Source organism: Microbulbifer salipaludis (genome assembly GCF_017303155.1).
GTDB classification, from domain to species: domain Bacteria; phylum Pseudomonadota; class Gammaproteobacteria; order Pseudomonadales; family Cellvibrionaceae; genus Microbulbifer; species Microbulbifer salipaludis.
Genome location: NZ_JAEKJR010000002.1, coordinates 636,041 through 660,830, shown reverse-complemented (window position 1 = coordinate 660,830; position 24,790 = coordinate 636,041). Strand labels below are relative to the sequence as shown.

19 protein-coding genes are annotated in these 24,790 nt (G+C 58.9%); 10 read left to right on the top strand and 9 right to left on the bottom strand.

Translation table 11 applies throughout. The annotated features are described in order from the left end of the window. Window positions 1–98: 98 nt before the first annotated feature. From JF535_RS08485 to JF535_RS08470, 4 genes are all read right to left on the bottom strand, one after another. Window positions 99–773 (bottom strand): ATP-dependent zinc protease family protein, encoded by a 675-nt coding sequence (locus JF535_RS08485; protein ID WP_207001187.1) that lies wholly within the window; start codon window positions 771–773, stop codon window positions 99–101. Window positions 774–1,065: 292 nt separating this feature from the next. After that, window positions 1,066–1,392, bottom strand: a complete 327-nt coding sequence (locus JF535_RS08480) for a YqcC family protein (RefSeq protein WP_207001185.1) — start codon at window positions 1,390–1,392, stop codon at window positions 1,066–1,068. Between the two features lie 29 nt (window positions 1,393–1,421). After that, window positions 1,422–3,596 carry an ATP-dependent DNA helicase DinG gene (gene dinG / locus JF535_RS08475; protein WP_207001183.1) on the bottom strand — a complete coding sequence of 725 codons (2,175 nt, stop codon included), beginning with the start codon at window positions 3,594–3,596 and terminating at the stop codon, window positions 1,422–1,424. Window positions 3,597–3,848: 252 nt separating this feature from the next. Continuing rightward, the gene (locus JF535_RS08470; RefSeq protein ID WP_207001181.1) at window positions 3,849–5,024 is read right to left on the bottom strand and encodes a 1-acyl-sn-glycerol-3-phosphate acyltransferase; all 1,176 of its coding nucleotides are present in this window, start codon (window positions 5,022–5,024) and stop codon (window positions 3,849–3,851) included. A 339-nt stretch (window positions 5,025–5,363) separates the two neighbouring features. Here JF535_RS08470 and nhaC point away from each other — a divergent pair, with 339 nt between their 5' ends. From nhaC to pgi, 3 genes are all read left to right on the top strand, one after another. Further along, complete coding sequence (gene nhaC, locus JF535_RS08465) at window positions 5,364–6,878, top strand: Na+/H+ antiporter NhaC (protein ID WP_422880007.1); 1,515 nt, start codon at window positions 5,364–5,366, stop codon at window positions 6,876–6,878. A gap of 8 nt (window positions 6,879–6,886) precedes the next feature. Next, window positions 6,887–7,939 (top strand): DUF3549 family protein, encoded by a 1,053-nt coding sequence (locus JF535_RS08460; protein WP_207001179.1) that lies wholly within the window; start codon window positions 6,887–6,889, stop codon window positions 7,937–7,939. 978 nt (window positions 7,940–8,917) lie between these two features. Further along, window positions 8,918–10,531 (top strand): glucose-6-phosphate isomerase, encoded by a 1,614-nt coding sequence (pgi, locus tag JF535_RS08455; RefSeq protein WP_207001177.1) that lies wholly within the window; start codon window positions 8,918–8,920, stop codon window positions 10,529–10,531. 366 nt (window positions 10,532–10,897) lie between these two features. Here pgi and JF535_RS08450 read toward each other — a convergent pair whose 3' ends face one another. The 4 genes from JF535_RS08450 to JF535_RS08435 form a co-directional block, all read right to left on the bottom strand. Then, on the bottom strand, window positions 10,898–11,659 hold the full coding sequence (locus JF535_RS08450) for a slipin family protein (protein ID WP_207001175.1): 762 nt from the start codon (window positions 11,657–11,659) through the stop codon (window positions 10,898–10,900). A gap of 20 nt (window positions 11,660–11,679) precedes the next feature. After that, window positions 11,680–13,134: an NfeD family protein gene (locus tag JF535_RS08445; RefSeq protein WP_207001173.1), complete on the bottom strand. Its 1,455-nt coding sequence runs from the start codon at window positions 13,132–13,134 to the stop codon at window positions 11,680–11,682. 137 nt (window positions 13,135–13,271) lie between these two features. Beyond that, on the bottom strand, window positions 13,272–14,036 hold the full coding sequence (locus JF535_RS08440; RefSeq protein ID WP_207001171.1) for a hypothetical protein: 765 nt from the start codon (window positions 14,034–14,036) through the stop codon (window positions 13,272–13,274). Window positions 14,037–14,089: 53 nt separating this feature from the next. Then, window positions 14,090–15,463 carry a hypothetical protein gene (locus tag JF535_RS08435; protein WP_207001169.1) on the bottom strand — a complete coding sequence of 458 codons (1,374 nt, stop codon included), beginning with the start codon at window positions 15,461–15,463 and terminating at the stop codon, window positions 14,090–14,092. Between the two features lie 432 nt (window positions 15,464–15,895). Between JF535_RS08435 and JF535_RS08430 the strand changes: the two genes are divergently transcribed. Then, a complete protein-coding gene (locus tag JF535_RS08430) occupies window positions 15,896–16,885 on the top strand; it encodes a collagenase (RefSeq protein WP_207001167.1) in 990 nt (329 codons plus the stop codon). A gap of 85 nt (window positions 16,886–16,970) precedes the next feature. Then, window positions 16,971–17,990, top strand: a complete 1,020-nt coding sequence (locus JF535_RS08425) for a collagenase (protein WP_207001165.1) — start codon at window positions 16,971–16,973, stop codon at window positions 17,988–17,990. Between the two features lie 138 nt (window positions 17,991–18,128). On the opposite strand, the gene JF535_RS08420 is transcribed toward JF535_RS08425, so the two are convergent. Beyond that, the gene (locus tag JF535_RS08420; RefSeq protein ID WP_207001163.1) at window positions 18,129–18,461 is read right to left on the bottom strand and encodes a DUF1820 family protein; all 333 of its coding nucleotides are present in this window, start codon (window positions 18,459–18,461) and stop codon (window positions 18,129–18,131) included. A 237-nt stretch (window positions 18,462–18,698) separates the two neighbouring features. On the opposite strand from JF535_RS08420, the gene miaB reads away from it, so the two are divergent. The 5 genes from miaB to lnt all read left to right on the top strand — a co-directional run bounded on the left by miaB (window position 18,699) and on the right by lnt (window position 24,695). After that, window positions 18,699–20,078 (top strand): tRNA (N6-isopentenyl adenosine(37)-C2)-methylthiotransferase MiaB, encoded by a 1,380-nt coding sequence (miaB, locus tag JF535_RS08415; RefSeq protein WP_207001161.1) that lies wholly within the window; start codon window positions 18,699–18,701, stop codon window positions 20,076–20,078. A 505-nt stretch (window positions 20,079–20,583) separates the two neighbouring features. Then, complete coding sequence (locus tag JF535_RS08410) at window positions 20,584–21,666, top strand: PhoH family protein (protein WP_207001159.1); 1,083 nt, start codon at window positions 20,584–20,586, stop codon at window positions 21,664–21,666. A gap of 10 nt (window positions 21,667–21,676) precedes the next feature. After that, window positions 21,677–22,225, top strand: a complete 549-nt coding sequence (ybeY, locus tag JF535_RS08405) for an rRNA maturation RNase YbeY (RefSeq protein WP_242523766.1) — start codon at window positions 21,677–21,679, stop codon at window positions 22,223–22,225. Between the two features lie 8 nt (window positions 22,226–22,233). Next, on the top strand, window positions 22,234–23,130 hold the full coding sequence (locus JF535_RS08400; protein WP_207001157.1) for an HlyC/CorC family transporter: 897 nt from the start codon (window positions 22,234–22,236) through the stop codon (window positions 23,128–23,130). Beyond that, the gene (gene lnt / locus JF535_RS08395; RefSeq protein ID WP_207001149.1) at window positions 23,130–24,695 is read left to right on the top strand and encodes an apolipoprotein N-acyltransferase; all 1,566 of its coding nucleotides are present in this window, start codon (window positions 23,130–23,132) and stop codon (window positions 24,693–24,695) included. Before JF535_RS08400 ends, lnt begins: the two co-directional genes overlap by 1 nt. The last annotated feature ends 95 nt before the right edge of the window (window positions 24,696–24,790 follow it).

Here is a 24,790-nt window from a genome sequence, read left to right as displayed (position 1 = left end):
CCCCAATTAATGATTGTTTGCAGCTTATGGCTGCTTATTTTTGCTTGTTGCCGACCGTTCTGCCAGCGACGGGCCCACACTTTCAGGTATACGAGGGACTATTTGCTGAAGGAAGGGAGCCTTGGTGTCGTTTGTACCTGCCTGCGGCTCACATCGACCACCGCGGCATCTTTCAGGAAGTTGCGCCCGACCAGCAGCGGGAACTCAAACTCACTGCGCTCGACCAGGTTCACCTCCACCATATGGGTGACTTCACCCACCGTGAGGCTCATGGTGACCACCGGCCGGCGCTGGCGGTCAAACCCCGGACGCGCCACGCGCACATGGCGCTTGATCGGCAACTCGATCTTTTTTGGCGCAGCCTCGCTGCCATCGGACAGTTTAAAGCGCACCCAGTTGCTGCCGTCTCGCTCGAATGGGGTCAACTCCAGTACGCTGAGCGAGCTGGTGGCAGCACCGGTATCAACCAGAGAGCGCAGGCGCACGCCACCCGGCTCAACGGTAAAAAATTCTTCCGAGCCCAGTACCAGTTTGTCTTTGGCGACAGGCACCTCCACAACTTTTTCATAGTTGCGCTCGATGACCCGCTCCACCACTTTGATTTCCGGCTCTGCGCAGACAACGGCTTCCACCGGCGGGCACTGGGCAGGATCCAGTGGCGTTTCCACGGCAGGCGACACGGGCTCTACAGCGGTGCCCGGTTTTCCAGAGGGCAGCAGGCTTTCACAACCAGCCAGTAGCTGCATTGCGAGCAACAGAGAAATTGAAGGCAAAAACCGCATCTGTTTATTACTACCTTAAGGGCGGGAGACCGACCCCTTGTGCGCTGTTTTTAAGTAATCCTGGCGGTATCAAATTCGGGCCATCCCTGTCACCCGATTTTTGCAAACCCCGGATGTTACCTTATCCGGGAAGCAACTGCACCGGGCCCAACAAGGGGAGGCTCGGCAGCGTCTGAGGGTGAAAAGTGGATAATGCCCGATTATTCACTGGACCGCATGGTACCAACTAGTCAGGACGAATCAAGCGACAGGCACGTGCCACCCGAGCCGCACCCCCTGCTCCCTACCCTCGCTCCAGGCGCTCGTCGAGCTCAGCTAATTTGCGCGTCAGCCCGGCCGCCAACAAAGAACTTCCGCGGAAATACTCTTCCGCCATGGGCGCGATGCCGCAGTTCTGCGGCAACGGATGCTCCAGCTCCACCATCTGGCTCATGCGCGGCAGGAACACAAACTGCAGCCACTGGGGCAGGGTCAAAGTGTCCACACAAAACGGCTGGGTGCTCGCCAGCGCCTCCGGCGCCGGCGGCTCCGCCTCCCACAGCTCGAGGCTGCGCAGCTCGGCTTCCAGCTCCAGCAGAAGGGTGGCGATATCCAGGTAAATCGACTTCATAACAATCCAGGCAAAAAACAGCTTGATGTTCAGTTGATCAGGCGCCGGAATGGCGGCAGGGAATCGAGCATGGCACGGCCATAGCGTTTGGTGACGATGCGCCGGTCCAGCAGTGTAATGACGCCGCTGTCCTGCTCCGTGCGCAACAGGCGGCCGCAGGCCTGCACCAGCTTCAGCGCCGCATCGGGCACTGTTATCTGCATAAAGGGGTTGCCCCCCTTGGCCTCGATCCACTCGGCCAGCGCGGCCTCGATGGGATCATCCGGCACCGCAAAGGGTAATTTGGCGATAATCACATGGCGACAGTAGTCGCCGGGCAAGTCCAACCCCTCGGCAAAGCTGGCCAGGCCGAACAGCACACTGTGGCCGCCGCTATCCACGCTTTTCTTGTGACTGTCCAGTAACTGCTGGCGGGACTGCTGCCCCTGCATCAGGATACGGTTACGCCAGGTGCCGGGCAGCGACTCGTACACGGTTTCCATCTGCCGGCGCGATGCAAACAGCACCAGGGCGCCGCCGCTGCCGCCACCGACACCTTCGTCACTGAGCAAACCGGGCAGCGCTTCAATCACCGCGTCGGTATGCAGGTCCGCATTGTTGGCTTCCACCGCATCTTTCGGCACCCGCAGCTCCGCGCGAGAAAAATCAAACGGGCTGGGCACAACTTCGTAACTGGCGTTATCCGGGGTCCCGGCACGCAATTTAAGACGGTCGAAACGGCCCAGCGCTGTCAGTGTGGCCGACGTCAGCACCGCGCCGTAACAGCGCCGCCACAAACTGTATTCCAGGGTCTTGCCTGCCAGGATCGGTGAGCTGCATACCTCGAAATCAAACGAGCCACCCCAGTCCACCAGTGTGACCCAGCGCGCCTGGGGCACACTGCCCTCATCGGCGCGGGAGTAATTGGCCCAGAGTTCCAGGTTCGCCTCGGCACGGCCATGCCAGCCGCCCAGCACCGGATACCAGCGTTCCAGATCCACAATCGGCACCGGGCTGTGGGCGTCTTCCATCATGCGCTGGGCCACCTGCACCATTTTGCCCAGCAACGCTTCCATCTCGTCGAAGTCTTCCCGCAGCTGGTCTGCCAGCTGCATCAGAGGTTCCGGCACCACACCGCCTTCAAAGCGGTGGCGCGCACTGCGTCCGGGGCCGGAGCCACCGCCGCGGCGGTCTTCATCAAATTCACACAGGTCTTCCAGCAGCGGCCAGGCCATTTCCAGCTTCTGCTTGGCCGACGTAAACAGCGCGGGCAGATCTTCACCCGCCCGATCCAGCTCGCCACCGTCACCAATCTCGCCCAGCAACTGGCTCAGGTTCTTGTTGGCCTGATCCAGCCAGCCGGTGGTGGCGCCCACGCGACTGTGATGCGCAAAGTGATTCAGTGCCTTGTCCGGCAGGTGGTGTGCCTCGTCCAGCACATAAATGGAATCTTCCGGTGCCGGCAGGATCGCCCCGCCGCCGAGGGCCAGGTCTGCCAGCAGCAGATCGTGGTTGGCCACGATCACCCGGCTTTTCCCCAAGCTCTCGCGGGCACGGAAAAAGCTGCAGCTACTGACATGGGGACAACGGCGGCCGCTGCACTGGCGGTGATCGGTGGTCACGCGGCTCCAGTCTTCGCCTTCGATGGTGTCCTTCCAGTTATCGCGGTCGCCGTCCCATTTGCCGGTGGAGAGCTGGTCGGCCATTTCCCGGTACAGCTTGACCCCCACCTCGTCCACCTGGGGCTTTTCGTCCTCGTACAGCGCCATGGAGGCGCCCACGCCGCTGGAGGTCAGTTCAGTGAGAAGTTGATCGAGCTTGGACAGGCAGAGGTAGCGACCGCGCCCTTTGGCGAGGGCAACCTCGAATTTGAGGCCCGAGTGGCGGATCAGCTCGGGCAGGTCCTTGTTGATGATCTGTTCCTGCAAAGCCACCGTGGCCGTGGAGACCACCAGGGTCTTGTCGTGGGCGATGGCCAGGGGGATGGCGGCGAGCAGGTAGGAGACGGTTTTACCGGTACCGGTGCCCGCCTCGACCACGCAGATGTGTTGCCCATCGGTTTTACCGTGATCCCGCTCGCCGGCGCCATTGCGCTCGATACCACCCAAAGACCGGGCAATGGCGGCAATCATCAGTTTCTGGCCGTAACGCGCTTTCAGTTCACGGCCGTTGAGAAACTGGCGATAGGCTTTCTGTATGGATTCTTTGTCTTTTTCGTTGAGCACTGGGGACCGGCTGGCTTCGCTATGGATTAAATCAGCCGGCCATTATCCATGCTTGTTCAGGGTTTAGCCAATCGGGTTTCGCGTGCAGAGAACATAGGTAATGGCGAAGGCGAAGTGCTGGGCAGGGGTTTTCAGGATCGTCGCAAACAGGGACGTTTGCGACGAAGCTTACAGGGATGTATTCACAGCGGTCCTGAAAACCCCTGCCCAGCGCTTCGCCGCCACAGGTCCAGCTTCGGAGCCCCGAAAGAACTAAGATTCGTAGGCCAGGCGCGATACCACAGGGTTGGCATAACCCTGGATAGCCTTGTCCCGCCAGCGCTCGTCAATCCTGGCCATGCGGGCCTCGAACTGTTCTCGGATTTCCTGGTGCTCGTCCGGGTGCCAGGGCTTGGGCGGATAGCCTACCGGCAGGTTCGGGGCCTCCCCGTAGATCATCTGGTAGGCGATCAGGTTGGTGGGATGCAGCACATAGTTGCCGATAATCTGGCGGTCAATCTCATCGGCCAATGCGCTGACATCGCTGAAATCCTTCTCAATGGGCGTGCCGAAGGCCGCGTGAATGTGCCCCTTCTGGCCCACGACGCCCTTGGCGATACTGCCCAGGTCCTCGTGTGCTTTCTTCTGATACTCATCCTGGTGTTCGGTGATATACAGCTCGCGCGCCTTGTGACGGTCACAGGGGTCCCACTCGTAGGAAATCGCCAGCGGCACTATGTGCAGCTCGCGCCAGAACTCCGCAAACGACTGCTCCTTGGGCTTGGCCATACCAAACATGGCTGCCAGTGCAGGGTTGGTACGATCGCGACCGTCTTTGGCGCGGCCGGCGCGCTGGGCAATCCACACATGCTCGTTCTCATTGACGATGGAATGGTGGATATAACGGGAAAGAGTGGTCGCCGCCATTAGCTTCTCACGGCGGCTGCCAGAGCTGCGCTTCACCACAAAGCACTTGTTCAGCTTCATAATGTCGGTGGCAAACTGCTTGGACAGCAGGTTGTCGCCGATAGCGATACGGGATGTCTCATGCCCTTCTTTATACATGGCGAGGATCGCCAGCGCCGGGTCCATGGCGATATCCCGGTGATTGCTCACAAACAGGCAGGCCCGGTCTTTTGGCAGGGTATCGAGACCGGAGATGCTCAGGCCGCAACTGGTGCGGTTCACGGCTTTCTCCAGGTACTTGGCGATCACATCCTGCACACCGCGCACATTGTGCGCCTTGCGGAATTCAAAGCGCACAAGCTGACGCACCAGCCACGCCAGCGGCCGCTCCAGCTTGCTCGCCATGCCGGGTAACAGGAAGTGGGCCACCACCCGGGACATCTCCGGGTCTTCTACCAGACGGCGCAGCGCCGGGCGCACCTCATCGTCCCGGTACGGGCGGATCTCATCGAATTGACTCGTATCCAGATTTCTCACATTCATGGAATTCAATTACCTGCCAACTCCAGCGCGCCATCTCACTCAGCGGACGCCGCGCACTGGCGCTTTCTTATTGTGGCCCAGCCAGCAGCCAATAAGGGTGCGGCGGGCGAAACCGGCGCAGAACATACCGGATGCGCGGGCGAACTGCCAGTGCCTCGGCGGACTCTGCGGTTATCCGCGTCTGTAATCACCCCGCATCCGGCCACTATGGACATATATCCGCCCCGCCCCGAGAATAGACCGCTTTGCGTCACACATAACAAGAAACTGAACGGCAGCCCCGCCACGAGCAGGGCGGCCCGACTGAGGCCCGACTGAGGCCAGATATAGGAGAGCACCTTGAGCCAGACCAGTCCCGGCAATGCCAGTGAGTCCCAGCCGCAGGATTCGCAGTACTCGCACCACACCCCCAGCCTGCTGGATGCACTGATCCCCCTGCTGATACTCATCGCACTACTATCCCTCTCCGTCTACTTCTTCGGCGCCGACTCCTCCTACGGCCCCAACCAGATCGCGCTGCTGCTGTGCGCCGGGGTTGCCGCCCTGATGGGCATGAAGAACGGCTTTACCTGGAAAGAGATGGAAGGCGGCATGCTGCATGGCATGAGCCTGGTGTTTGGTGCCATTTTGATTCTGCTGGCGGTGGGCGCGCTGATCGGCAGCTGGATCCTCGCTGGCACCGTGCCTTCAATGATCTATTACGGGGTGCAAATGCTGTCACCCCAGTGGTTCTACGCCGCCAGCTGTATCATCTGCGCCATTGTCGGGCTCAGCATCGGCTCCAGCTGGACCACCGCGGGCACCCTCGGTGTGGCACTGATGGGTATCGCGGCCGCACTGGGCCTCAACCCCGCCATCACCGCCGGTGCGGTCATTTCCGGCGCCTACTTTGGTGACAAGATGTCGCCCCTGTCCGATACCACCAACGTCGCGGCGGCGGTCACCTCCAACGACCTGTTCCTGCATATCCGCCACATGCTGTGGACCACCATCCCGGCATTCACCATCGCGCTGGTAGTCTTTGCCACCATCGGCCTCACCGCCAACACCGACCACGCCTCGGCGGACGATATCCAGAAACTGCTCGGCTCCCTGCAGGAGGAGTTCAGCATCTCCATCGTCAGTATGCTGCCGCTGGCACTGCTGCTGTTTATGGCGTGGAGAAAAATCCCCGCGTATCCCACGCTGATTATCGGCGCGCTGGTGGGCTGTCTGATCGCCATGATCTTCGAGCCCAATGCCACCCGTCAGCTGGCCGGCGGCGAAGGCCCCCTGAGCCTGCTCAAGGGGGCGTGGCACAGCCTGTTTGACGGCTACAAATCCACATCCAGCAACGAAGCCGTTGCCGCCCTGCTCTCCAAGGGAGGTATGAGCAGCATGCTGAACACCATCTGGCTGATCATTTCCGCGATGGGCTTTGGTGGTGTGATGGAGCGTGCCGGCTTCCTGGAGCGCATCGTGAACTGGGCGCTCTCCGGAGTGAAGACTGTGGGCGGCCTGATCACTTCAACGGTTCTTACCTGTTTCGGCATGAACGCCGCGGCGGGCGACCAGTACATGGCGATCATCATCCCCGGCCGCATGTTCCGCGAGGCCTTTGAAAGCAAGGGCCTGCACGGGCTGAACCTGTCGCGCACGCTGGAAGACTCCGGCACCATCACCTCGGTGCTCATTCCCTGGAATACCTGTGGTGCCTACATGAGTGCCACCCTGGGAATCGCCACATTTACCTATGCGCCCTTTGCCCTGTTCAACATCATCTGCCCGCTGCTGGCCATCGCCTACGGCTGGCTGCACTTCAAGCAGATGCCACTGGGCACCCAGCAAGCCCTGCCGGATGCAGAAAAGGCCTAACCGAACCGATGTCGAATACCCTCACCGATCTGATCTCCTCCGCAGCATTCAACCTGCGGTGGTTTGATGTGGGCCGCCGCGTGCAGCCAGTCAGCCGGAAAACTGCAGAAGCGTTCGAGGCAGGCACCGCGCCCTGGCCATACCCGTACCTGCGCCAGGCCTGGTGCGGCCTGTTACTGTGGCCAACAGATCCTGCCGGCGGCGACCCGGTGGTGTGGTTCCTGCAGTTGCCGCTCGACGAACAGGGCAAGCTCCTGCTGCCGATCCGCGACCGCTTCCTGAAACAGCTGCACGGGGCGCTCTACCCTGAGGGAAACGGCAGTAACGGGCAGCAGGACCCGGGGAAACACCTGCAGCAGGCGCTGGAGAACAGCGGGCTGGTGTTTACCCCTGCGGCAGAAAAGCGCGCTGTGTTCCATGCGAAGGCCGCGAAACTGCTGCATCGCCCGGCCAGCGACCACTACCCGGCCGCACGCGCCTACGCAAAAGATCCGGCCTCATTCCCATGGGACCAGCTGGCCCTGCAGGGTATCGCGGACCTCGCGGTGCGCTGGGAAGAAGAGCGGGAGGCACTGGCGGCGAACCTGTCTCGTTTCGCCACCCCCGCACTGGTTCCCCTGTGCCAGTGCCTGGAGAGCGAGGCAATTGATCACAGGCTCGCAGAGCCGCTGATTCACCGCGCACAACAGACCCTGGCAGACAGTGAGCCCGACCTGAATCTGATCATCGGCGTAATCCGCGGCGTATCCCACAGCGTTGCCGGGGGCATGCGCCAGCAGTGGTTGCTGCAGGTGTTGCAGGGTAAGGTTGGGCGCCAGGGCGAGGTACTGGCCGCAATTGGCAGCCGCTGCAGTGACGATCTTCAGGTGCCGGAGCTTGCACAGCTGTGGCTGGAAAACCTGAGTGACAGCCAGCCCCAGCAAACCTTTAACTTGCTGCTCACCGACCTGCTGTTTCTTCCACAATTGCGCAACATCCTGCTCGGCGTGCTGAGAAACCCGGAACGCAAAGAGTGCGTGGCGCGCGCATTTGGTGAATTTCTGGCTCCCAGCGGAAATTGAAATAAAAACATCCGCGCGCCAAAGTAACCCGTCTCCTACCCTGTCTGCACAGCGCGCATAAAAATATGCGCGCAATTCATCGACTTTATTTCACGCATTCCAGCTGTTTTTTACACTTTCTGGCGCGGGTTATCGCAAAACAGTGCACCCAAAAAGGAAAATAAATCCGCTTTCAGTGCCCTGAAAAAAATTCTTGCCCGCCCGGCAATGGGCAAATGCGCAATTTGGCGGATAACCCTTTAAATTCAGGCCCGTGACGGTGACAAAGTGGCGGCGGTTTTATCCTGAATTCATCTCTGGCGGCTATTTTAACCGCACGCCTATTACACTCCATTGGGCGGTATGTTTGTAGAAAAGATTTTTACAAAGCACACCAAACAGGTGACGTTTTATTGTCTATGCTATTGACTAACATCAACGGAAAGGAGTTAGGGGATGAATTTCACTCCAGCCAAGTACTTAACCGGAATTATTTGTGCACTGGTCCTCGCAGGTTGTTGTGCACCGGCTCCGATGCCGGCCGCCTGCCCGCCTGGGTCAGAACAAATTCCGACTTCAATGGCCTGTCCTGCGGACGCGGATTGCTGGATGGCATCCGATAACGTGCGCTGTATGAAAGTGGTTAAATAACCGCTCTCTTTCAGGTCCATGCAAATGCCGCTTCTCGAAGCGGCATTTTGCATTTTGGGCTCAGCTAATTTGACTTGAGAGCGTGGCTTGTAAACAGACCTCGAAAAAGTAACGCAAGCACCAAAGCGTACGACGACCTCACTCCCTCCCCACGACACCTGCACAGACCGCTCTTCGCCTAAATACCGCTTCCTCTAGCCGATACCAGTACACACAGCATTCTATTGTCACTTCGCTATACAGCGTCCCCCAAAGCCAGCGGATTTGTCAGCCAAACTGGCCGCACCGGCCAATTGTCGCTAATATTTGCGCCTTTCCTTTCTCACCATCAGCAAAGAATCTTTGATCATGGATGCTCTCCCCCTGTCCGCCGCCATCGCAAAATTACAGCAGCACAAGGACCAGCAGCGCTGGTCGCTCCGAGATCTGTTCGCGTCGTCAGCAGACCGCGCCCAGGACTTCAGTGCCGAGGCTGCGGGCATCTATCTGGACTACAGCAAGAACCTGCTCAGTGCAGAAACACGGCAACTGTTGCTGGGATATACCGATACCGCACATCTGCAAGAGCGCATCCAGGCACTGTTCAGCGGCGCCACCATCAATAACACCGAACATCGCCCGGCACTGCACACCGCCCTGCGCTTTCAGGGAGCGCCCGGCACCGAGCACGAGCAGGCGGTAGCGGACTGCCGTGTGCAGATGGAGAAGTTCGTCGCACAGGTCCACAGTGGCCACTGGACGGGCTTCAGCGGCAAGCGCATCCGCCATGTGGTCAACATCGGCATCGGCGGCTCCGACCTGGGTCCACGCATGGTCTGCGAAGCCTTGCGCCCTTGGCACAAAGAGGGTCTTACTGTGCACTTCGTCGCCAATATCGACGGTGCCGACCTGAGTGATACCCTCGCCTCGCTGCCCGCTGACGAGACCCTGTTCATCGTCGCCTCCAAGTCTTTCTCCACCCTGGAAACCCGCCAGAACGCCCTCTCCGCGCGCCAGTGGGTACTCAATGCTGGCTGTGCCGAATCTGACCTTGAAAAACACTTTGTTGCGGTGAGCAGCAACCTGGTGGCGGCGCAGGACTTTGGCATTGCGGCGCAGAATATTTTCCCCATGTGGGACTGGGTGGGTGGACGCTACTCGCTGTGGTCGGCCATCGGCTTGCCCATCGCACTGGCCTGCGGCTTTGACGCCTACAGTGATTTGCTGAAGGGCGCCCATGCCATGGATACTCATTTTGCGGAAGCGGCTTTTGCACAGAACCTGCCGGTGCTGATGGCACTGATCCACTTCTGGTATCGCCAATGCTGGGGTGCCGGCAGCCTGGCAGTACTGCCCTACGCCCAGCGCCTGGCCAAGTTCCCGGCGTGGCTGCAGCAGCTGGATATGGAGAGCCTCGGCAAGAGCGTAACCCGGGATGCGCAACCGCTACCCTACCCGAGCGGCAGCGTGATCTGGGGCGCCGAAGGCAGTAACGGCCAGCACTCCTTCCATCAGCTGTTGCATCAGGGTACGGACATGATTCCGGCGGACTTTGTGGCGATCAAACAGCCGACTTCCGAGCTGGTGGAGCAGCACCAGTGGCTGCTTTCCTGCTGCCTGAGCCAAAGCCAGGCCCTGCTCAAAGGCAAGTCCCTGGCCGAAGCGCGCAAAGAGCTGGAGGCCTCAGGCCACACCCACAAAGAAGTACATCAGCTAGCACCGCATAAAGTGGTACCCGGCAACCGCCCGAGCAATACCCTGATTGTGGAAAAGCTGGATCCGTTCCACCTGGGCAGCCTGCTGGCGCTGTACGAGCACAAGGTGTTTACCTTTGGCTGCCTGCTGGACATCAATCCCTTCGATCAGTGGGGCGTGGAGTTAGGCAAGGTGCTTGGCAATGGCGTGCATGCGGCCATTGATGGGGAGATTCCGGAGGATTGGGATGGGTCCACGGCCCATCTTCTCAAACTTCTTCTTAAGTAATTCTCACTTCTTCGAAAAGCCAGTGGCCCCGCTTAGTGGTTTTACCGGCGGCCAAGCACCGGGTGTGGGTTTTCAGGACCGCTGTGAACCCATCCCTGGGCGCTGCGGCGCAAACATCCTGTTTGCGACGCTCCTGAAAACCCACACCCGGCACTCGACCTTCGCATCAAGTTCAGCGCCTTATTCATATGGAATTACCCCTTCATATAAAACGCACCTACCTTTGAATTGAAGGCAGAGTGCTGGGGTTTCGCTTTCGAAAGCGTCGGCGACAGGGATGTATTGAAGGGGGGCGCCTAGCCCGGTTTCGAAAGCGAAACCCCAGTGCTCTGCCGCCACTCAACGACCTAATTGGAACCACCGAATTCAACTTCCACTTTTCCCCTGTTGTTCAAGCAAAGGTTTTATCAAGTCCATCGGCAACGGGAACACAATCGTGGAATTCTGCTCTCCGGCAATATCAATCAGCGTCTGCATGTACCGCAGGGTAATGGCATTCGAATTTTTTGACAGTTGATCCGCCGCTTCAGTGAGCTTCAATGCGGCCTGCGCCTCACCTTCGGCATGAATCACCTTCGCCCGCCGCGAACGCTCTGCTTCCGCCTGCTGAGCAATGGCGCGGATCATGCTCTCGTCCAGATCAATGTGCTTGATCTCCACATTGGTCACCTTCACACCCCAGGCATCCGTCTGCTCATCGAGGATCTTCTGGATATCCACATTGAGCTTGTCACGCTCCGACAGCATTTCATCCAGCTCGTGCTTACCCAGCACCGAGCGTAACGTCGTCTGCGAAAGCTGGCTCACCGCCTCGTGGTAATTCTCCACATTGATGATGGCCGACTGTGGATCGACCACCCGGTAATACACCACCGCATTGACCTTCACCGAAACGTTATCCCGACTGATCACATCCTGGGTCGGCACATCCATCACCACTACCCGTAGATCCACCCGCTCCATTGTCTGGATCACCGGAATAATGATGATCAGACCCGGCCCCTTCACCGCCTGAAAACGCCCGAGAAAAAACACCACCGCGCGCTCGTATTCCCGCAGGATACGGATCGCATACATCACGATAAAGACAACGGCCAGAATCAACAGACTGGCAAAGTAACTGATCATAAGTATCGCTCCCTAAAGGCTTATTCCGGCCTAACCTGCAAAATCAACCCCTGCTCCTCCGTGACCGTCACCAGCTGTCCTTCCGTCAGCAGACTGTCGCAACGGGCGCGCCAGATCTCGCCGTCGATCTTGACCAGCAGCTCCGGCGCCAAATCGAATACCACCGCCGTGCGCCCCACCATCGCCTTATTGGCGGCCACCTTCGGCTTGCGCAGACTGTGCCCTACCGCATACAGCAGCCCCAGCAAACCGAGGCCGCTGACGGCGGCAATGGAGCCAATCAGTGCCTTGGACACACGCATGCCCGGCACATCGCTGTCGATCAGCAAGACCGAGCCGATCACCAGTGCGATCACCCCACCGATACCCAGCGCGCCAAAACTCGGCACAAACAGCTCCGCTGCAATCAGCAATGCGCCCACGATGATCAGCGCCAGCCCCGCGTAATTCACCGGCAGTACCTGCAGTGCATAAAACGCCAGTAGCAGACAGATGACACCAACCACCCCCGGCACAATGGCGCCGGGGCTGTAGCCCTCGAAAATCAGGCCGTAAATGCCCACCAGCAGCAGGATATAGGCCACCTGGGGGTTGGTGATCAGGGATAGCAGCTCGTTGCGCCAGTCTGGCTCGTAGGCCACCACCGGCAGGTCTGCGACTTCACCGGCGATCTTTTGCTTGCCTGCGGGCAATACGATTTCCCGGTCTGGCAGTTGCTCCAATAATTGCTGTTGGTTGCTGGCAACCACGTCAATCACGTTTTCTTCCAGCGCTTCCTGGGCGGTCAGTGTGGCGGCGTCGCGCACCGCCTTTTCGGCCCAGTCGGCGTTGCGGCCGTGGCGCTGGGCGAGGCCGCGAATGTAGGCCACAGAGTCGTTGACGACCTTGCGTTCCATGGCGCTGCCAGGCTTATTCGACGTCTCTTTTGCTTCAGCCTCCTTCGAGCCCGATCCGGCACTTCCCTCCTCTTGATCGCCGGAGGTACCCGCAGTATCGGAAGGGGCCTTCCCCGGTGGCTCCTGCTGCCCGGGCATACCACCGATCTGCACCGGCGTGGCGGCGCCCAGCGTGGTCGAGGGCGTCATTGCCGCAACATGGCTGGCATAGAGAATATAAGTGCCGGCACTGGCCGCGCGGGCGCCAGCCGGGGTCACATAGGTAACGTAGGGAATGTCCGAGGCAAGAATGTGCTGAATGATGTCCCGGGTGGCGGCGTCCAGGCCGCCGGGGGTATCCATATTCACAATGAACAACTGCGCGCCATCTTCGCGAGCGGCTTCACTGGTACGGATCAGGTAATCGGTGGTGGCGGGGCCGATAGGGCCATTGATGGAGAGCTGCGCGATGTGGGGCTTTTTACGCCCGTCGGCATCGCCAGAGTTCTCCACCTCTTGCGACACACCGGCAATAGCAAAAACCTGCGCCAGGATCAGCAACAGGCCAACGGATACCGCTTTCGAACACCACTGTTTCATGTGTGTTATCCCGGGTGCGAAAGTACAGGATTAACAAGCGTAACAGAATCGGGAGGGACCACAGGGAATTGAACGCCAGTTGCGGAAAGACCGTTACCGGTAGCGGACAGCCAGCAGCGTCGTTCGCGCGTCAGGCGTTAATCCCTGACGCGCTGGATCTGCTCAAGCCGGGACACGCTGCCTAAATAGTCCTGCCAGCTGGCTTCCAGCTCGGCAGTCTGGTAGCGCTGGTACTTGGCGCGGTCGAGCCAGAAGACGCGGGTGCGGGCACGGCGCAAATCAATCAAGGGCAGCTGGTCAATGGCTGCCGAGCCCCGCTTGAATACCGAGCCTGCACGGGAATTCTGGATCATGTCGCTGACGATGGTGAGATGGACATTTTCAGCCGCCGGGTCAAAGTGGTTGAGCGCTGCTACATCTGACAACGCCTCGTAGATCGGCGACACCGGCTGCTCACCGCCAGATACGGCTTTTTCGATCGCTTTCCCAAGCGGCTGCTCGAACCGCTCCTGATACAGGGCCTGTATGAACTGCTGGTTGGCCGTGAGCGCACTCACATCCTTGCCGGAGTTGGGTTTGCACAAGTCCACCACGGGTTTGGACAATCCATTGTAGTGATCGTCCAGCACAAATATCGAGAATCGGTCGTTGACCGCTGCGGCGGCGAGCAGGCTGGAGAGGTGGGTATCGAGAAAATGTGTCTGGTGAGGCGACAGGGTATCGGACGCGTCGATCACCACGATGTGCTGGGCGAAGCGCGGCAGGTTGGGATTACACAGGGTGACCCTGTCGTAATCCCGTTCGGGTGCCTGCACTACGCTCAGGGTGAACGCACCCAGGGCCGCAAGAATCACCAGACACCCGGAGAATACAACGATCCCACGCCGGTCTTCACGGGTCATCCTCCCACGGCGCCCCGCTTTGCGCCTGGCTTTACCGCGGCCAAACCACGCCATCATGCTCTCCGCAAACCGTAATCCATTTCGAGTTGGTCAACCAGCGCCGCAAGAGATTCCTGCAGAGACTCACAGCGGTCGTTCACTGTATCGATGGCTCCGGTGTACACCCCGTCGAGTTCCTCCATCAAAACCTCGAATGCCGACAGATCACGCTGGTGCTGTTCCAAACCTGTGGTGTTCAACTGGGGCAACTTATCCAGCTCGAAGCGCAATAGCTCGCCAAAGTAGGCCGCGCGACGGTTCAACATCCGTGCAGAATACGACTGGTAATAGCGGATAAGCTCGTCCAGCAGGCCCTGCGCCTTGACGATATCCTCATGGTAGTGACGGTGGATTTCCTCGCTGCGCTCGATACTCGCCTTGAACTGGATAAACTCTGCGCGCATGGTCTTCTCTTTATCCGCGAGTGCCTCGTGTATCTCATCCGCCAGCTCGTTAACACTTTCCACTGCGTCTTCAAAGGCTTCCCCCCAGGCTCTCTGCAGCCTTCTTACGCGACGGGTGATCGCGGTATATCCGGGGTAGCGGTCATCTACCACAAAGAACTTGGCTGTCAGCAAAATCAAGGCGATACCACTGACCACCACCATGATCCAGGAATTGAAGTCCTGAATACCCAGGGGTGCACTCCACAGACTCGTCATCGCCAGCTGCGAGGCGGCAAACGGATTTTGTTCCAGGGCCTCCCGGTAGTGCCCCACCCCCAGCACAAACGTGACTGAAGTCGCGACGATGGCACTGCACAGCACAGCCGCACCCAGCTTCCTGAACAGGCTCTGGTGAAAGCAGTTTCTCAACGAAAACGCCATAAATGCGGCGAAGCCCAGATTGATCAAAGAGATGATGAACGCCTGAAAGAAACCACCGACCAGGCCGAGGTCGCTACCCTTGGATAGAAAGAATGCATTCAGCACTGTTTCCAGAATAACGATAAAGAAAATGACCGAGTGATGCAGGAGCCTCGACTCCCGGTAATCCGCTTCACGGGTGAGGCCATTGCGGTTCCGGAAGATTTCCAGATCCATTCGCATCGCTGAATAGTCCTGCGCACTGCGCCTCAAACCGCTCACCAGATTGGCCATGCGCGCACTGACTTTTTTATCGACCAGTGCATCAGTATTTTTCAAATCCTGAAACAGCTGGCGAATGTTCACCTCGCTTCTGTCGGCCAGTTCCTTGTCCAGCTCGGTTTGCCGGTTTTCATGCACGCGACCGATAATCTCGCGTACCACATAGGAGCGCAGGCTTTCTTCACTCTCCGTATGGTTGACACGGTCGTGCTCGGGAATGCCCGCTTTCACATCGCGCTCTACGCGCTGCTCAATCTTCAGGGCAGAGATGGCGGCTTTGGTGGCCGGTATTGAAGTCATGCTGTCACCTAAAAACTTCCACTACATTTTAGGTTTTGGAAGTACCCCACAGCTCTCGCACCTGTACCACTGTAAACAGTAGAAAGTGCGCCCACCGGCCAGTACACGCTCCGGTGTACCGTCCAGTAATGGAATACCTCTTACATTGAGAATAGTCGCCTGTGCGGCCTTGTGGCGCCAATGCGATGAAGTGATGTCAATGAGGAAAATCTGGCGCCAATTCTTCCCGCCATTCCTGCCTTACCTCCGCAAAAGGTCAACAGCCATCCATATAAAATGATTTTTGCGCCACACACAAAAAAGAATATTGCATTCAAAAACAAATATCGCATAACCTTGCAAAGTCGCTTTGCGCACAATAACAAAAATTTAATCCTTGCTATGGGCAATGGCGGCATCCCCGGTAGAAAAAATAACAACAGGAATCCACCCATGACTCGCACTCAAGATACCAGTCCCTGCAACCCCCTTACGTCACCCGTCAAGACCGCCCGGCACCTGTCGCTGGTCGCGGCCTCGCTCCTTTCTGCGCTGGCAATGCCTGGCACCGCTGCCGATATTGACCAGGTACTTCCGATTCAGCACAGCTGCAGCAGCACATTAAAGATTCGCGCACAGGATATGACCGCAAGCCAGCTGAATGCGACCTGTGCAGACCTCTCTGCGGAAGAAGCCCTGTTCCACCAGCGCCTGCAAACCAACCAGGTGCCGGTGCCCAACGATTTCAATAGCGCCCTGCGTGTGGTCGTGTTTGACGACTACACCCAGTACGACACCTACGGTTACGATCTTTTCGGTATCAATACCAACAACGGCGGAATTTATATCGAAGGTACACCGTCCAATCCTGACAACCAGGCCAGCTTTTATGCCCACGAAGCGTCTTGGCTGCGCCCGGAGTTTGCGATCTGGAATCTAGAGCACGAGTATGTGCACTACCTGGATGGCCGTTTCATTGCGTACGGCGGCTTCAATCACTACCCCGGCAATATGGTGTGGTGGTCGGAAGGCCTTGCGGAGTACCTTTCACTGGGCAATGACAACCCGGAGGCCATTGCCGTAGCACGCAACCACAAGCCACGTCATCGCAAGCCCAGCCTTGCCTCCATCTTCGACACCACCTACCGCGACAAAACCGATCAGGTGTACCGCTGGAGCTACCTCGCCATCCGCTTCCTGTTCGAGCGTCATTACGACGAGGTCATCGCCATGACCAACACACTTAAAAATAATGATTACAGCAGCTACACCGCCTACCTGAACAACTGGCAGAACAGCTACGAATCGGAATATCAGAACTGGCTGGACGGGCTGGTGAACAGTGGGGCCAAGGGTGCGCCGCGCAACAGCAAGCGTGACCAGATGCTGATGCGCCACTCCGCCGCAGAAGCCAAAAAGCGAGGCAACCCGCACAGCCACTAATTGGCATCGCATCACCTGAGACCATCGGGCCCATCCGGGCCCTTTTTTTTGACAGCACATCACCCACAGTATCCGCGGTAACACCATGTCAACGCTCCGTTCGCTCGCCGTTCTCCTTACCCTCTTCCCGCTGCTCATGCTTTCGGCATGCTCCGGTGGAAATGGCTCCCCCGGGGAGCCGCCGGATAGTGGCATCGTGGAAGAGGACGATGACGATGACGGCGGTGAAGATAACGTAACCATCGACCAGGTTCTGCCGCTAACCCATGTCTGTGGACCCACACTCACTCTGCTGGCACAGGCGATGACGGACACGGAGTTCAATGCGTCATGCGCGACGCTTGCCGCGAGCGAAACCTTTTTTCATGAACGCCTGCAAACCGGGCTCGTGCCGGTAGCCGACGATTACAATACAGCGCTGCGCATTGTGGTATTTGATAGTTACGACGAGTACGACCAGCACGGCTATGCACTGTTTGGCATCAACACCGACAACGGTGGCATCTACATTGAGGGCAACCCCTCAGACCCGGACAATGAGGCCAGCTTCTATGCCCACGAGGCTCAGTGGCTGCTGCCCGAGTTCGTCATCTGGAACCTCGAACACGAGTATGTGCATTACCTGGAGGGACGTTTCGTGTCCTATGGTGGCTTCAACCACTTTCCGGGGAACATGGTGTGGTGGACGGAAGGGCTGGCCGAGTACCTGTCGATGGGGGATACCAACCCCGAGGTGCTGGATTTGCTACGCAATACACTATCCCAATCCCAACCGCGAACACTCGGGGAGACGTTTGGCACCCGTTACGGTGACGGCGTGGATAACGTGTACAGCTGGACCTACCTGGCGGTGCGGTTTCTGTTCGAGACCCACTACGCAGAAGTTCTGGCGATGACGGATACCCTGAAGGCCAACAACTTTGCCAGCTACCAGGACCACCTCGCCCACTGGGAAACCAACTACGAGCAGCAATACCAGCAGTGGCTCCAGACACTGGCCAATAGCGGGGCAGAAGGTGCACCGCGCCCTGAAAGCCGCTATCTGATGCTCAAACAGCACGCCCTCAGCGAGGCGCAAAGACGCAGTCACCTGTTACCGCCTTAGTTCGGGCGCCCGCGCAGAGCGTAAAACCGCGCAGTGTGCAGACACAAAAAAGGCGGGCCCTCACCGGGCCCGCCTTTTTACCAACTGTGCGTCGCTAACTGTTTATAACTAGCTGCCGGCACCGCAGGACACACGCACCTAGTCACTGTCGCTCGGGTGACGCATGGGCGTCGGGAAGGGAAAGTGCGCGATCTTGTCGCCCTTGACTTCAACGATCTTGCCGGTGCCCTCTTTTTCCACTTCATCAATACGCACAATGCTGTGCATCGGGATGTAGGAGCGTTTCACCGAGGCAAACTCGGTCTTCAGCTTTTCTTCACTGGGGTCCACAACCAGCTGCGATTTCTCTCCAAACACGAACTCCTCCACCTCGATGAAACCGTACATTTCACTCTGGTAGATGGCGCGGGCATAGAGCTCGTACACCTGGTTCTGGTTGTGAAATATCACTTTGTAGGTCGGGTTGGACATAGGTCTCTCTGGAATGGGGCAGAATGGGCCGGGGCGGAACAGGCATGCCCCGTGAATTCTAGTGTCGAATCGATAGTTTCGCGGCCACATCCGCGAAAAGCGCGGAAGGTTAGCACCAGCGCCCGGAAATTGCACTAGGGTGCAGGGCCGGGACATCACCGATGTCTATGCAGCCTCTGGAGGGGCCGGTATAATGCCCAACCTTTGCGAATTGACCAATTTTTAACCAGGCACATTATGTCTTCTGAACTGTCCGAAAAACCGGTGAAAAAGCTCTTTATCAAGACCCACGGGTGCCAGATGAACGAGTACGATTCCGCCCGTATGCGGGATCTGCTGGGCGAATCCCACCAGATGGTCCCCACTGACGACCCGGAAGACGCGGACGTACTGCTGGTGAACACCTGTTCTATTCGGGAGAAGGCACAGGAAAAACTGTTCCACCAGCTGGGCCGCTGGAAGCACCTGAAGGAAAAAAATCCCGATCTGGTGATCGGTGTCGGCGGCTGTGTCGCCAGCCAGGAGGGCGAGGCCATCGCCAAACGCGCGCCGTATGTGGACCTGGTATTCGGCCCGCAGACCCTGCACCGTCTGCCGGAAATGATGGAAACCAGAAAGCAGCAGAGCGGTGCCATCGTGGTGGATGTCTCCTTCCCGGAAATCGAGAAGTTCGACCGCCTGCCGCAGCCGGAAGCCGACGGCGTGAGCGCGTTCGTCTCCATTATGGAAGGCTGCTCCAAGTACTGCACTTTCTGCGTGGTTCCCTACACCCGCGGTGAGGAAGTCAGCCGCCCGGTGGCAGATGTACTGGAAGAAGTGGCGCATCTGGCGGACCAGGGAGTCCGCGAGGTCAACCTGCTGGGCCAGAACGTCAACGCGTACCGCGCGCCGGGCGAAGACGGCCAGATGGTGGATTTCGCCGAACTGATCACCTATGTGGCGGCCATCGATGGCATCGACCGCATTCGCTACACCACCTCGCACCCGGTGGAGTTCTCGGATTCGCTGATCGACGTGTACGCCGAGGTGCCCGAACTGGTAAACCACCTGCACCTGCCGGTCCAGAGTGGCTCCGACCGCATCCTGATGGCCATGAAGCGCGGCCACACGGCGCTGGAGTACAAGTCGAAAATCCGTCGATTGAAGGCCATCCGCCCTGATATCTGCCTGTCTTCGGACTTTATCATCGGCTTCCCCGGCGAGACCGAACGCGACTTCGAGGCCACCATGAAGCTGATTCAGGATGTGGGTTTCGATATTTCGTTCAGCTTCATCTATTCCCCACGCCCGGGCACCCCGGCGGCTGACCTGCCGGACGACACCCCGGAAGAGGTGAAAAAGCACCGCCTGCAATTGCTGCAACACCGCATTAACCAGCAGGCGACGGAGATTGCGCGCCGCATGGTGGGTAATGTGGAGCGCGTTCTGGTCAGCGGTGTGTCCAAAAAAGACCCGGGCCAGCTGCAGGGCCGGACCGAAAACAACCGGGTGGTCAATTTCCGCTGTGACCAGATGGAGCTGATTGGTAAGTTTGCCGATGTGCTGATCGAGGAAGCCCTCCCTAACTCCCTGCGAGGAACTTTGGTGGCTTCGGAGCTGGATGGGCCGCTGAATTAACTCGGGCTCCGGGGCAGCCAGTTAGCGCCGCCGTGGCGGCCCTGCTGCCGGGATTCGTTTCCGGGACACGCTACAAGCACATCCCTGTGCGCTCGGACGCGGCCATCCATGGCCGCGTACGGTCCCGGAAACGAATCCCGGCATCAGCGCCTTCAATCGTGACTCCTTAATTCTGTCCGGACAAAGTGGTATTCAAGCTGGCAGAACACAAATCCGTGATTCTAAGGCGCCGATGCCGATAGCCCTTTGTGAGACCTTCCGCGAGAGGGACCTCGCGGAAGAGCCCCCAGGGATGGGTTCACGGCGTGTCTCACAAAGGGCTATCGGTAGCGGGGCCGCCACACAACCACCTACGAAGCACCGAATCCAAAAGACCAACCACAACCCCTCATACTCCCCTGTTATAAGCCCCAAGCCCCTTTAGAACCCATTCGTCACAAACCAACCTTTCCCCCACGAGGGAAATGGGTATAACCTACAGACTGAACCCCCTGACTAAAGGTGCATGGAAACCAATTTGGAAACACAAGCCCTCGCTCACAGTATCACTCTTGAGCCAAACGACGCCCGCCGCCTGGCCAACCTCTGTGGCCAATTTGATCAACACCTGCGCCAGATAGAACAGCGACTGGATATTGAGATCCGCAATCGCGGCAACCAGTTTGCCTTCTATGGCGATGCCAAATCCGCCCGCGCGGCCGGTGAAATCATCAGCAACCTGTACCAGGAAACCGGGGGTAACGACGACCTGACCCCGGACGCGATTCACCTCGCCCTGCAGGAATCCGGCGTGGAAGAGCTGGTGAGTGGCAAGCAGAAGATGGAAGACGGCGAAGGGGATCAGATGGTACTGATCCGCACCAAAAAGTGTTCCGTGCGCCCCCGTGGTATCAACCAGCGCAAATACGTGCGCGCGGTGCAGACCAACGATATCAACTTCGGTATCGGCCCTGCCGGTACCGGTAAAACATACCTGGCGGTGGCCTGTGCGGTAGAGGCGCTGCTCAAGGATTCTGTCGAACGTATCTTGCTGGTGCGCCCGGCGGTGGAAGCGGGCGAGAAACTGGGCTTCCTGCCCGGCGACCTGAGCCAGAAGGTAGACCCCTATCTGCGCCCGCTGTACGACGCCTTGTATGAAATGCTCGGTTTCGAGACCGTCGGCAAGCTGATTGAGCGCAACGTCATCGAAGTAGCGCCGCTGGCCTATATGCGTGGCCGTACCCTGAACAACGCGTTTGTCATTCTCGACGAGAGCCAGAACACCACCCGCGAACAGATGAAAATGTTCCTGACCCGCATCGGCTTCGGCTCTACGGCGGTGATTACCGGTGACCCCAGCCAGGTCGACCTGCCCCGCGGTGCCGCCTCCGGCCTGCGCCACGCTATCGAGGTACTGGACAAGGTCAACGGCATCAGCTTCACCCACTTCGGCGCCAAAGATGTGGTCCGCCACCCACTGGTACAACGTATCGTGGAGGCCTACGGTATTCACGAAGCGGAAGTGGAAGCACAGCAGGAAGCCGAGCGCGCAGCGCGCAAGGCGGCCGCACTGAACGCTGCTGGCCGCGCTGGAGAAGATGCGGCCTAAGGCCGCGCCCATGAACGCAAACCTGTCCGAGAGCCAGTCGCGCTCGCCTGCTGACGTCCATATGGACGTGCAGCGGGCCACCTCCTGCTCCCCACTCCCCAGTGATGCGGACCTCGCGCGCTGGGCAACTGCCGCTGTGGGTGAACACCGCACCGAAGCTGAAATCTCGCTGCGCATCGTCAATGACGACGAAAGCCAGGCGCTGAACCTTCAGTACCGCGGTAAAGACAAGCCCACCAATGTGCTCTCGTTCCCCGCCGATATCCCCGCGGAACTGGGCCTCCCGTTACTGGGCGACCTGGTCATCAGTGCTCCGGTCGTCGCGCGGGAAGCGGAACAGCAGCACAAAGCCCTTGCCGCACACTGGGCACACATGGTGGTCCATGGCACACTGCATCTATTGGGTTACGACCATATCGAGGACGATGAGGCCGAGATCATGGAAAGTCTCGAAACCCGGATTCTTGCCGAGCTGGGTATCGATGACCCCTACCGGCCTGTAGACGCGCCCGCAAAAGACACGCGGGTAGAACAAATGAACAACGGAACCGACGAGTAACGCGGAGTATGGCCACATCCATGACCACCGACGAACCCCCAAGTAGCTCCTCTTCCAACCGGCCCCGCTCGACGGAGAAAAACTGGTTGGACAAAATACTGGGCGCTTTTTCACAAGAGCCCAAGTCCCGCGATGAGCTACTGGACATCATCAAGGACGCCGCCGAAAACAAGGTGGTCGACGCGGAAGCCCTGTCCATCATCGAGGGTGCGCTGGACGTGTCCAGCCAGCAGGTGCGGGAGATCATGATTCCGCGCTCGCAGATGGTGGTAGTCAGTATCGAAGACAGCCCCAAAGACTTCCTTCCCAAAATCATCGAATCTGGACACTCCCGCTTCCCGGTGGTGGGCGAGAGTATCGACGACATTCGCGGCATTCTGCTCGCCAAAGACCTGCTGCCGCTGGTGCTGAAGGGCGTAGACGAGTTCCGCCTGGAAGACCATATTCGACCGGCCAATATCATCCCGGAAAGCAAACGCCTGAATATCCTGCTGCGTGAGTTCCGCGAGAACCGCTACCACATGGCGGTGGTCATCGACGAATACGGTGGCGTTTCCGGCGTGGTGACCATTGAGGATATTCTCGAGGAAATCGTCGGTGAGATCGAAGACGAGACCGACGAGGAAGAAGCGGATAGCTTTATCCGTAAAGTGAGCGACAACGACTTTGTAGTGAAGGCGCTCACCCCCATCGAGGACTTCAACGAGTACTTCGGGTGCGAGTTCAGCGACGAAGAATTCGATACCATTGGTGGCCTGATCATGCAGTCTTTCGGCCACCTGCCCGGGCGCGATGAAATGACCAAGCTCGGGGAGTTCAAGTTCCGTGTCCTCTACGCCGACAACCGGCAGATTCATTTGCTGCGTGTCAGTCGGTTTGACAAACCCTCTGAAGAAGATGGCTGATGCGTAACACCCTGCCTCTGGTGGCCGCCCTGATCGCGGGCGGCCTTCTGACCCTCTCTTTCGCCCCGTACAACCTCTGGTGGAGCAGCCTGCTTTCCCTGGGGCTGTTTGCCTGGTTACTGGCCCCGGGGCGCGAAGGCGCGAGCAACCCGCTGACCGGGAAAAACATCTTCTGGCTGGCGCTGTGTTTCGGCATCGGCCTGTTTGCCACCGGCGGCTCCTGGGTTTACGTCTCCATCACCGATTTTGGCAACTCCTCGCCGCTGCTCGGATTCCTGCTGACCGGTGCCTTTGTGGGCATCATGGCCCTGCTGTTTGCCCTGCCCTTCCCGCTGCTGGCGCGGCTGCGCGCCAACCCGGTGTCCTTCGCCCTCGCGTTTGCCGCACTCTGGTTTGTCAGCGAGTGGTGCCGTACCTGGATGTTTACCGGGTTTCCCTGGCTGTTCGCCGGATACGCACATATTCATACCTGGCTCGCAGGCTGGGCACCCATCCTGAGCGTGTACGGTATCGGCCTGCTGCTGGCCTTCACTGCGGCCGTCGCGGCGCTGTTTATCCGCCGCACGTTCACCTCGTGGCGATCCCCGCGCGCGCTGGCGCTGCTCACCACTGCGATGCTTGTATGGCCGATGGGGCTGGTACTGTCCAACCTCGAATGGACCACAGCACGGGGCGAAACTACCAAGGTCGGGCTGGTACAGGCCAACATTCCGCAGGAAAAAAAATGGCAGCCGGCGTTCCTCGGCGAGACCATCCGGCGCTACCAGAGCGCCACCGAAACACTGCATAACCAGGATGTGGATGTGGTGATCTGGCCGGAGGCCGCCCTACCGATTATCTACCACCGCTCCCTCAATCTGATGGAAGCCCTGCAGAACAATGCGGAGCAAACCGGTACCGACCTGATCACTGGGGTTCTGTACGATACGGAGCAGGATTTCCGGCAAGTGGTGCATAACTCCGCAGCGGTATTCGGTAAAGAGCAGCAGCTGTATCACAAGCGTCATCTGGTGCCATTCGGCGAATATGTCCCCCTGGAAGACTGGATTCGCGGCACGATTGAATTTTTTAACCTGCCCACTTCGTTTATCCGCCCCGGCCCGAGCGACCAGTCGCCACTGCAGGCTGCCGGCGTCAACTGGGCCCCGCTGATCTGTTACGAAATCGTGTATCCGCAACTGGTCGCCCAGAGCAGCGGCGACGCCGGCGTGTTGCTGACCCTCAGCAACGACGCCTGGTTCGGTCGTTCCATCGGTCCCCTGCAGCACATGCAGATGGCGCAGATGCGCGCACTGGAAACCCGGCGCTACCTGGTGCGCGGCACCAATACCGGCGTCACCGCCATTGTTGCCCCGGACGGACGCATCACCGCGCAATTGCCCCAGTTCGAGCAGGCGCACATGGTTGGCGAGGTGGAGTCCCGCGCGGGTTACACGCCGTTCATGCACATCGGCGTGTGGGGTCTGGTGATTCTGGCCGCGTTGATGTTGGTGCTGTCGGCGCTGTTGCAGCGCCGCCCCGCTGGAAATGACGAGGTGGTGTTCACCGGCGAAGCGGCGGACTGACACACGCGTGGCGGCTGGCGACATCGAGGCGTTTTTTACTCTGCGATGCCGCCTCCTTTTACTTCCCTTGCACCAATTCAGGTATTTAATGCCAG

Excerpts from the sequence above, each read along its gene's own strand:
- JF535_RS08480 (WP_207001185.1), bottom strand. The coding sequence starts at position 1,392 with ATGAAGTCGATTTACCTGGATATCGCCACCCTTCTGCTGGAGCTGGAA.
- JF535_RS08470 (WP_207001181.1), bottom strand. The coding sequence starts at position 5,024 with ATGAATGTGAGAAATCTGGATACGAGTCAATTCGATGAGATCCGCCCG.
- JF535_RS08460 (WP_207001179.1), top strand. The coding sequence starts at position 6,887 with ATGTCGAATACCCTCACCGATCTGATCTCCTCCGCAGCATTCAACCTG.
- pgi (WP_207001177.1), top strand. The coding sequence starts at position 8,918 with ATGGATGCTCTCCCCCTGTCCGCCGCCATCGCAAAATTACAGCAGCAC.
- JF535_RS08450 (WP_207001175.1), bottom strand. The coding sequence starts at position 11,659 with ATGATCAGTTACTTTGCCAGTCTGTTGATTCTGGCCGTTGTCTTTATC.
- JF535_RS08445 (WP_207001173.1), bottom strand. The coding sequence starts at position 13,134 with ATGAAACAGTGGTGTTCGAAAGCGGTATCCGTTGGCCTGTTGCTGATC.
- JF535_RS08440 (WP_207001171.1), bottom strand. The coding sequence starts at position 14,036 with ATGACCCGTGAAGACCGGCGTGGGATCGTTGTATTCTCCGGGTGTCTG.
- JF535_RS08435 (WP_207001169.1), bottom strand. The coding sequence starts at position 15,463 with ATGACTTCAATACCGGCCACCAAAGCCGCCATCTCTGCCCTGAAGATT.
- JF535_RS08430 (WP_207001167.1), top strand. The coding sequence starts at position 15,896 with ATGACTCGCACTCAAGATACCAGTCCCTGCAACCCCCTTACGTCACCC.
- JF535_RS08425 (WP_207001165.1), top strand. The coding sequence starts at position 16,971 with ATGTCAACGCTCCGTTCGCTCGCCGTTCTCCTTACCCTCTTCCCGCTG.
- JF535_RS08420 (WP_207001163.1), bottom strand. The coding sequence starts at position 18,461 with ATGTCCAACCCGACCTACAAAGTGATATTTCACAACCAGAACCAGGTG.
- miaB (WP_207001161.1), top strand. The coding sequence starts at position 18,699 with ATGTCTTCTGAACTGTCCGAAAAACCGGTGAAAAAGCTCTTTATCAAG.
- JF535_RS08410 (WP_207001159.1), top strand. The coding sequence starts at position 20,584 with ATGGAAACCAATTTGGAAACACAAGCCCTCGCTCACAGTATCACTCTT.
- ybeY (WP_242523766.1), top strand. The coding sequence starts at position 21,677 with ATGAACGCAAACCTGTCCGAGAGCCAGTCGCGCTCGCCTGCTGACGTC.
- JF535_RS08400 (WP_207001157.1), top strand. The coding sequence starts at position 22,234 with ATGGCCACATCCATGACCACCGACGAACCCCCAAGTAGCTCCTCTTCC.
- lnt (WP_207001149.1), top strand. The coding sequence starts at position 23,130 with ATGCGTAACACCCTGCCTCTGGTGGCCGCCCTGATCGCGGGCGGCCTT.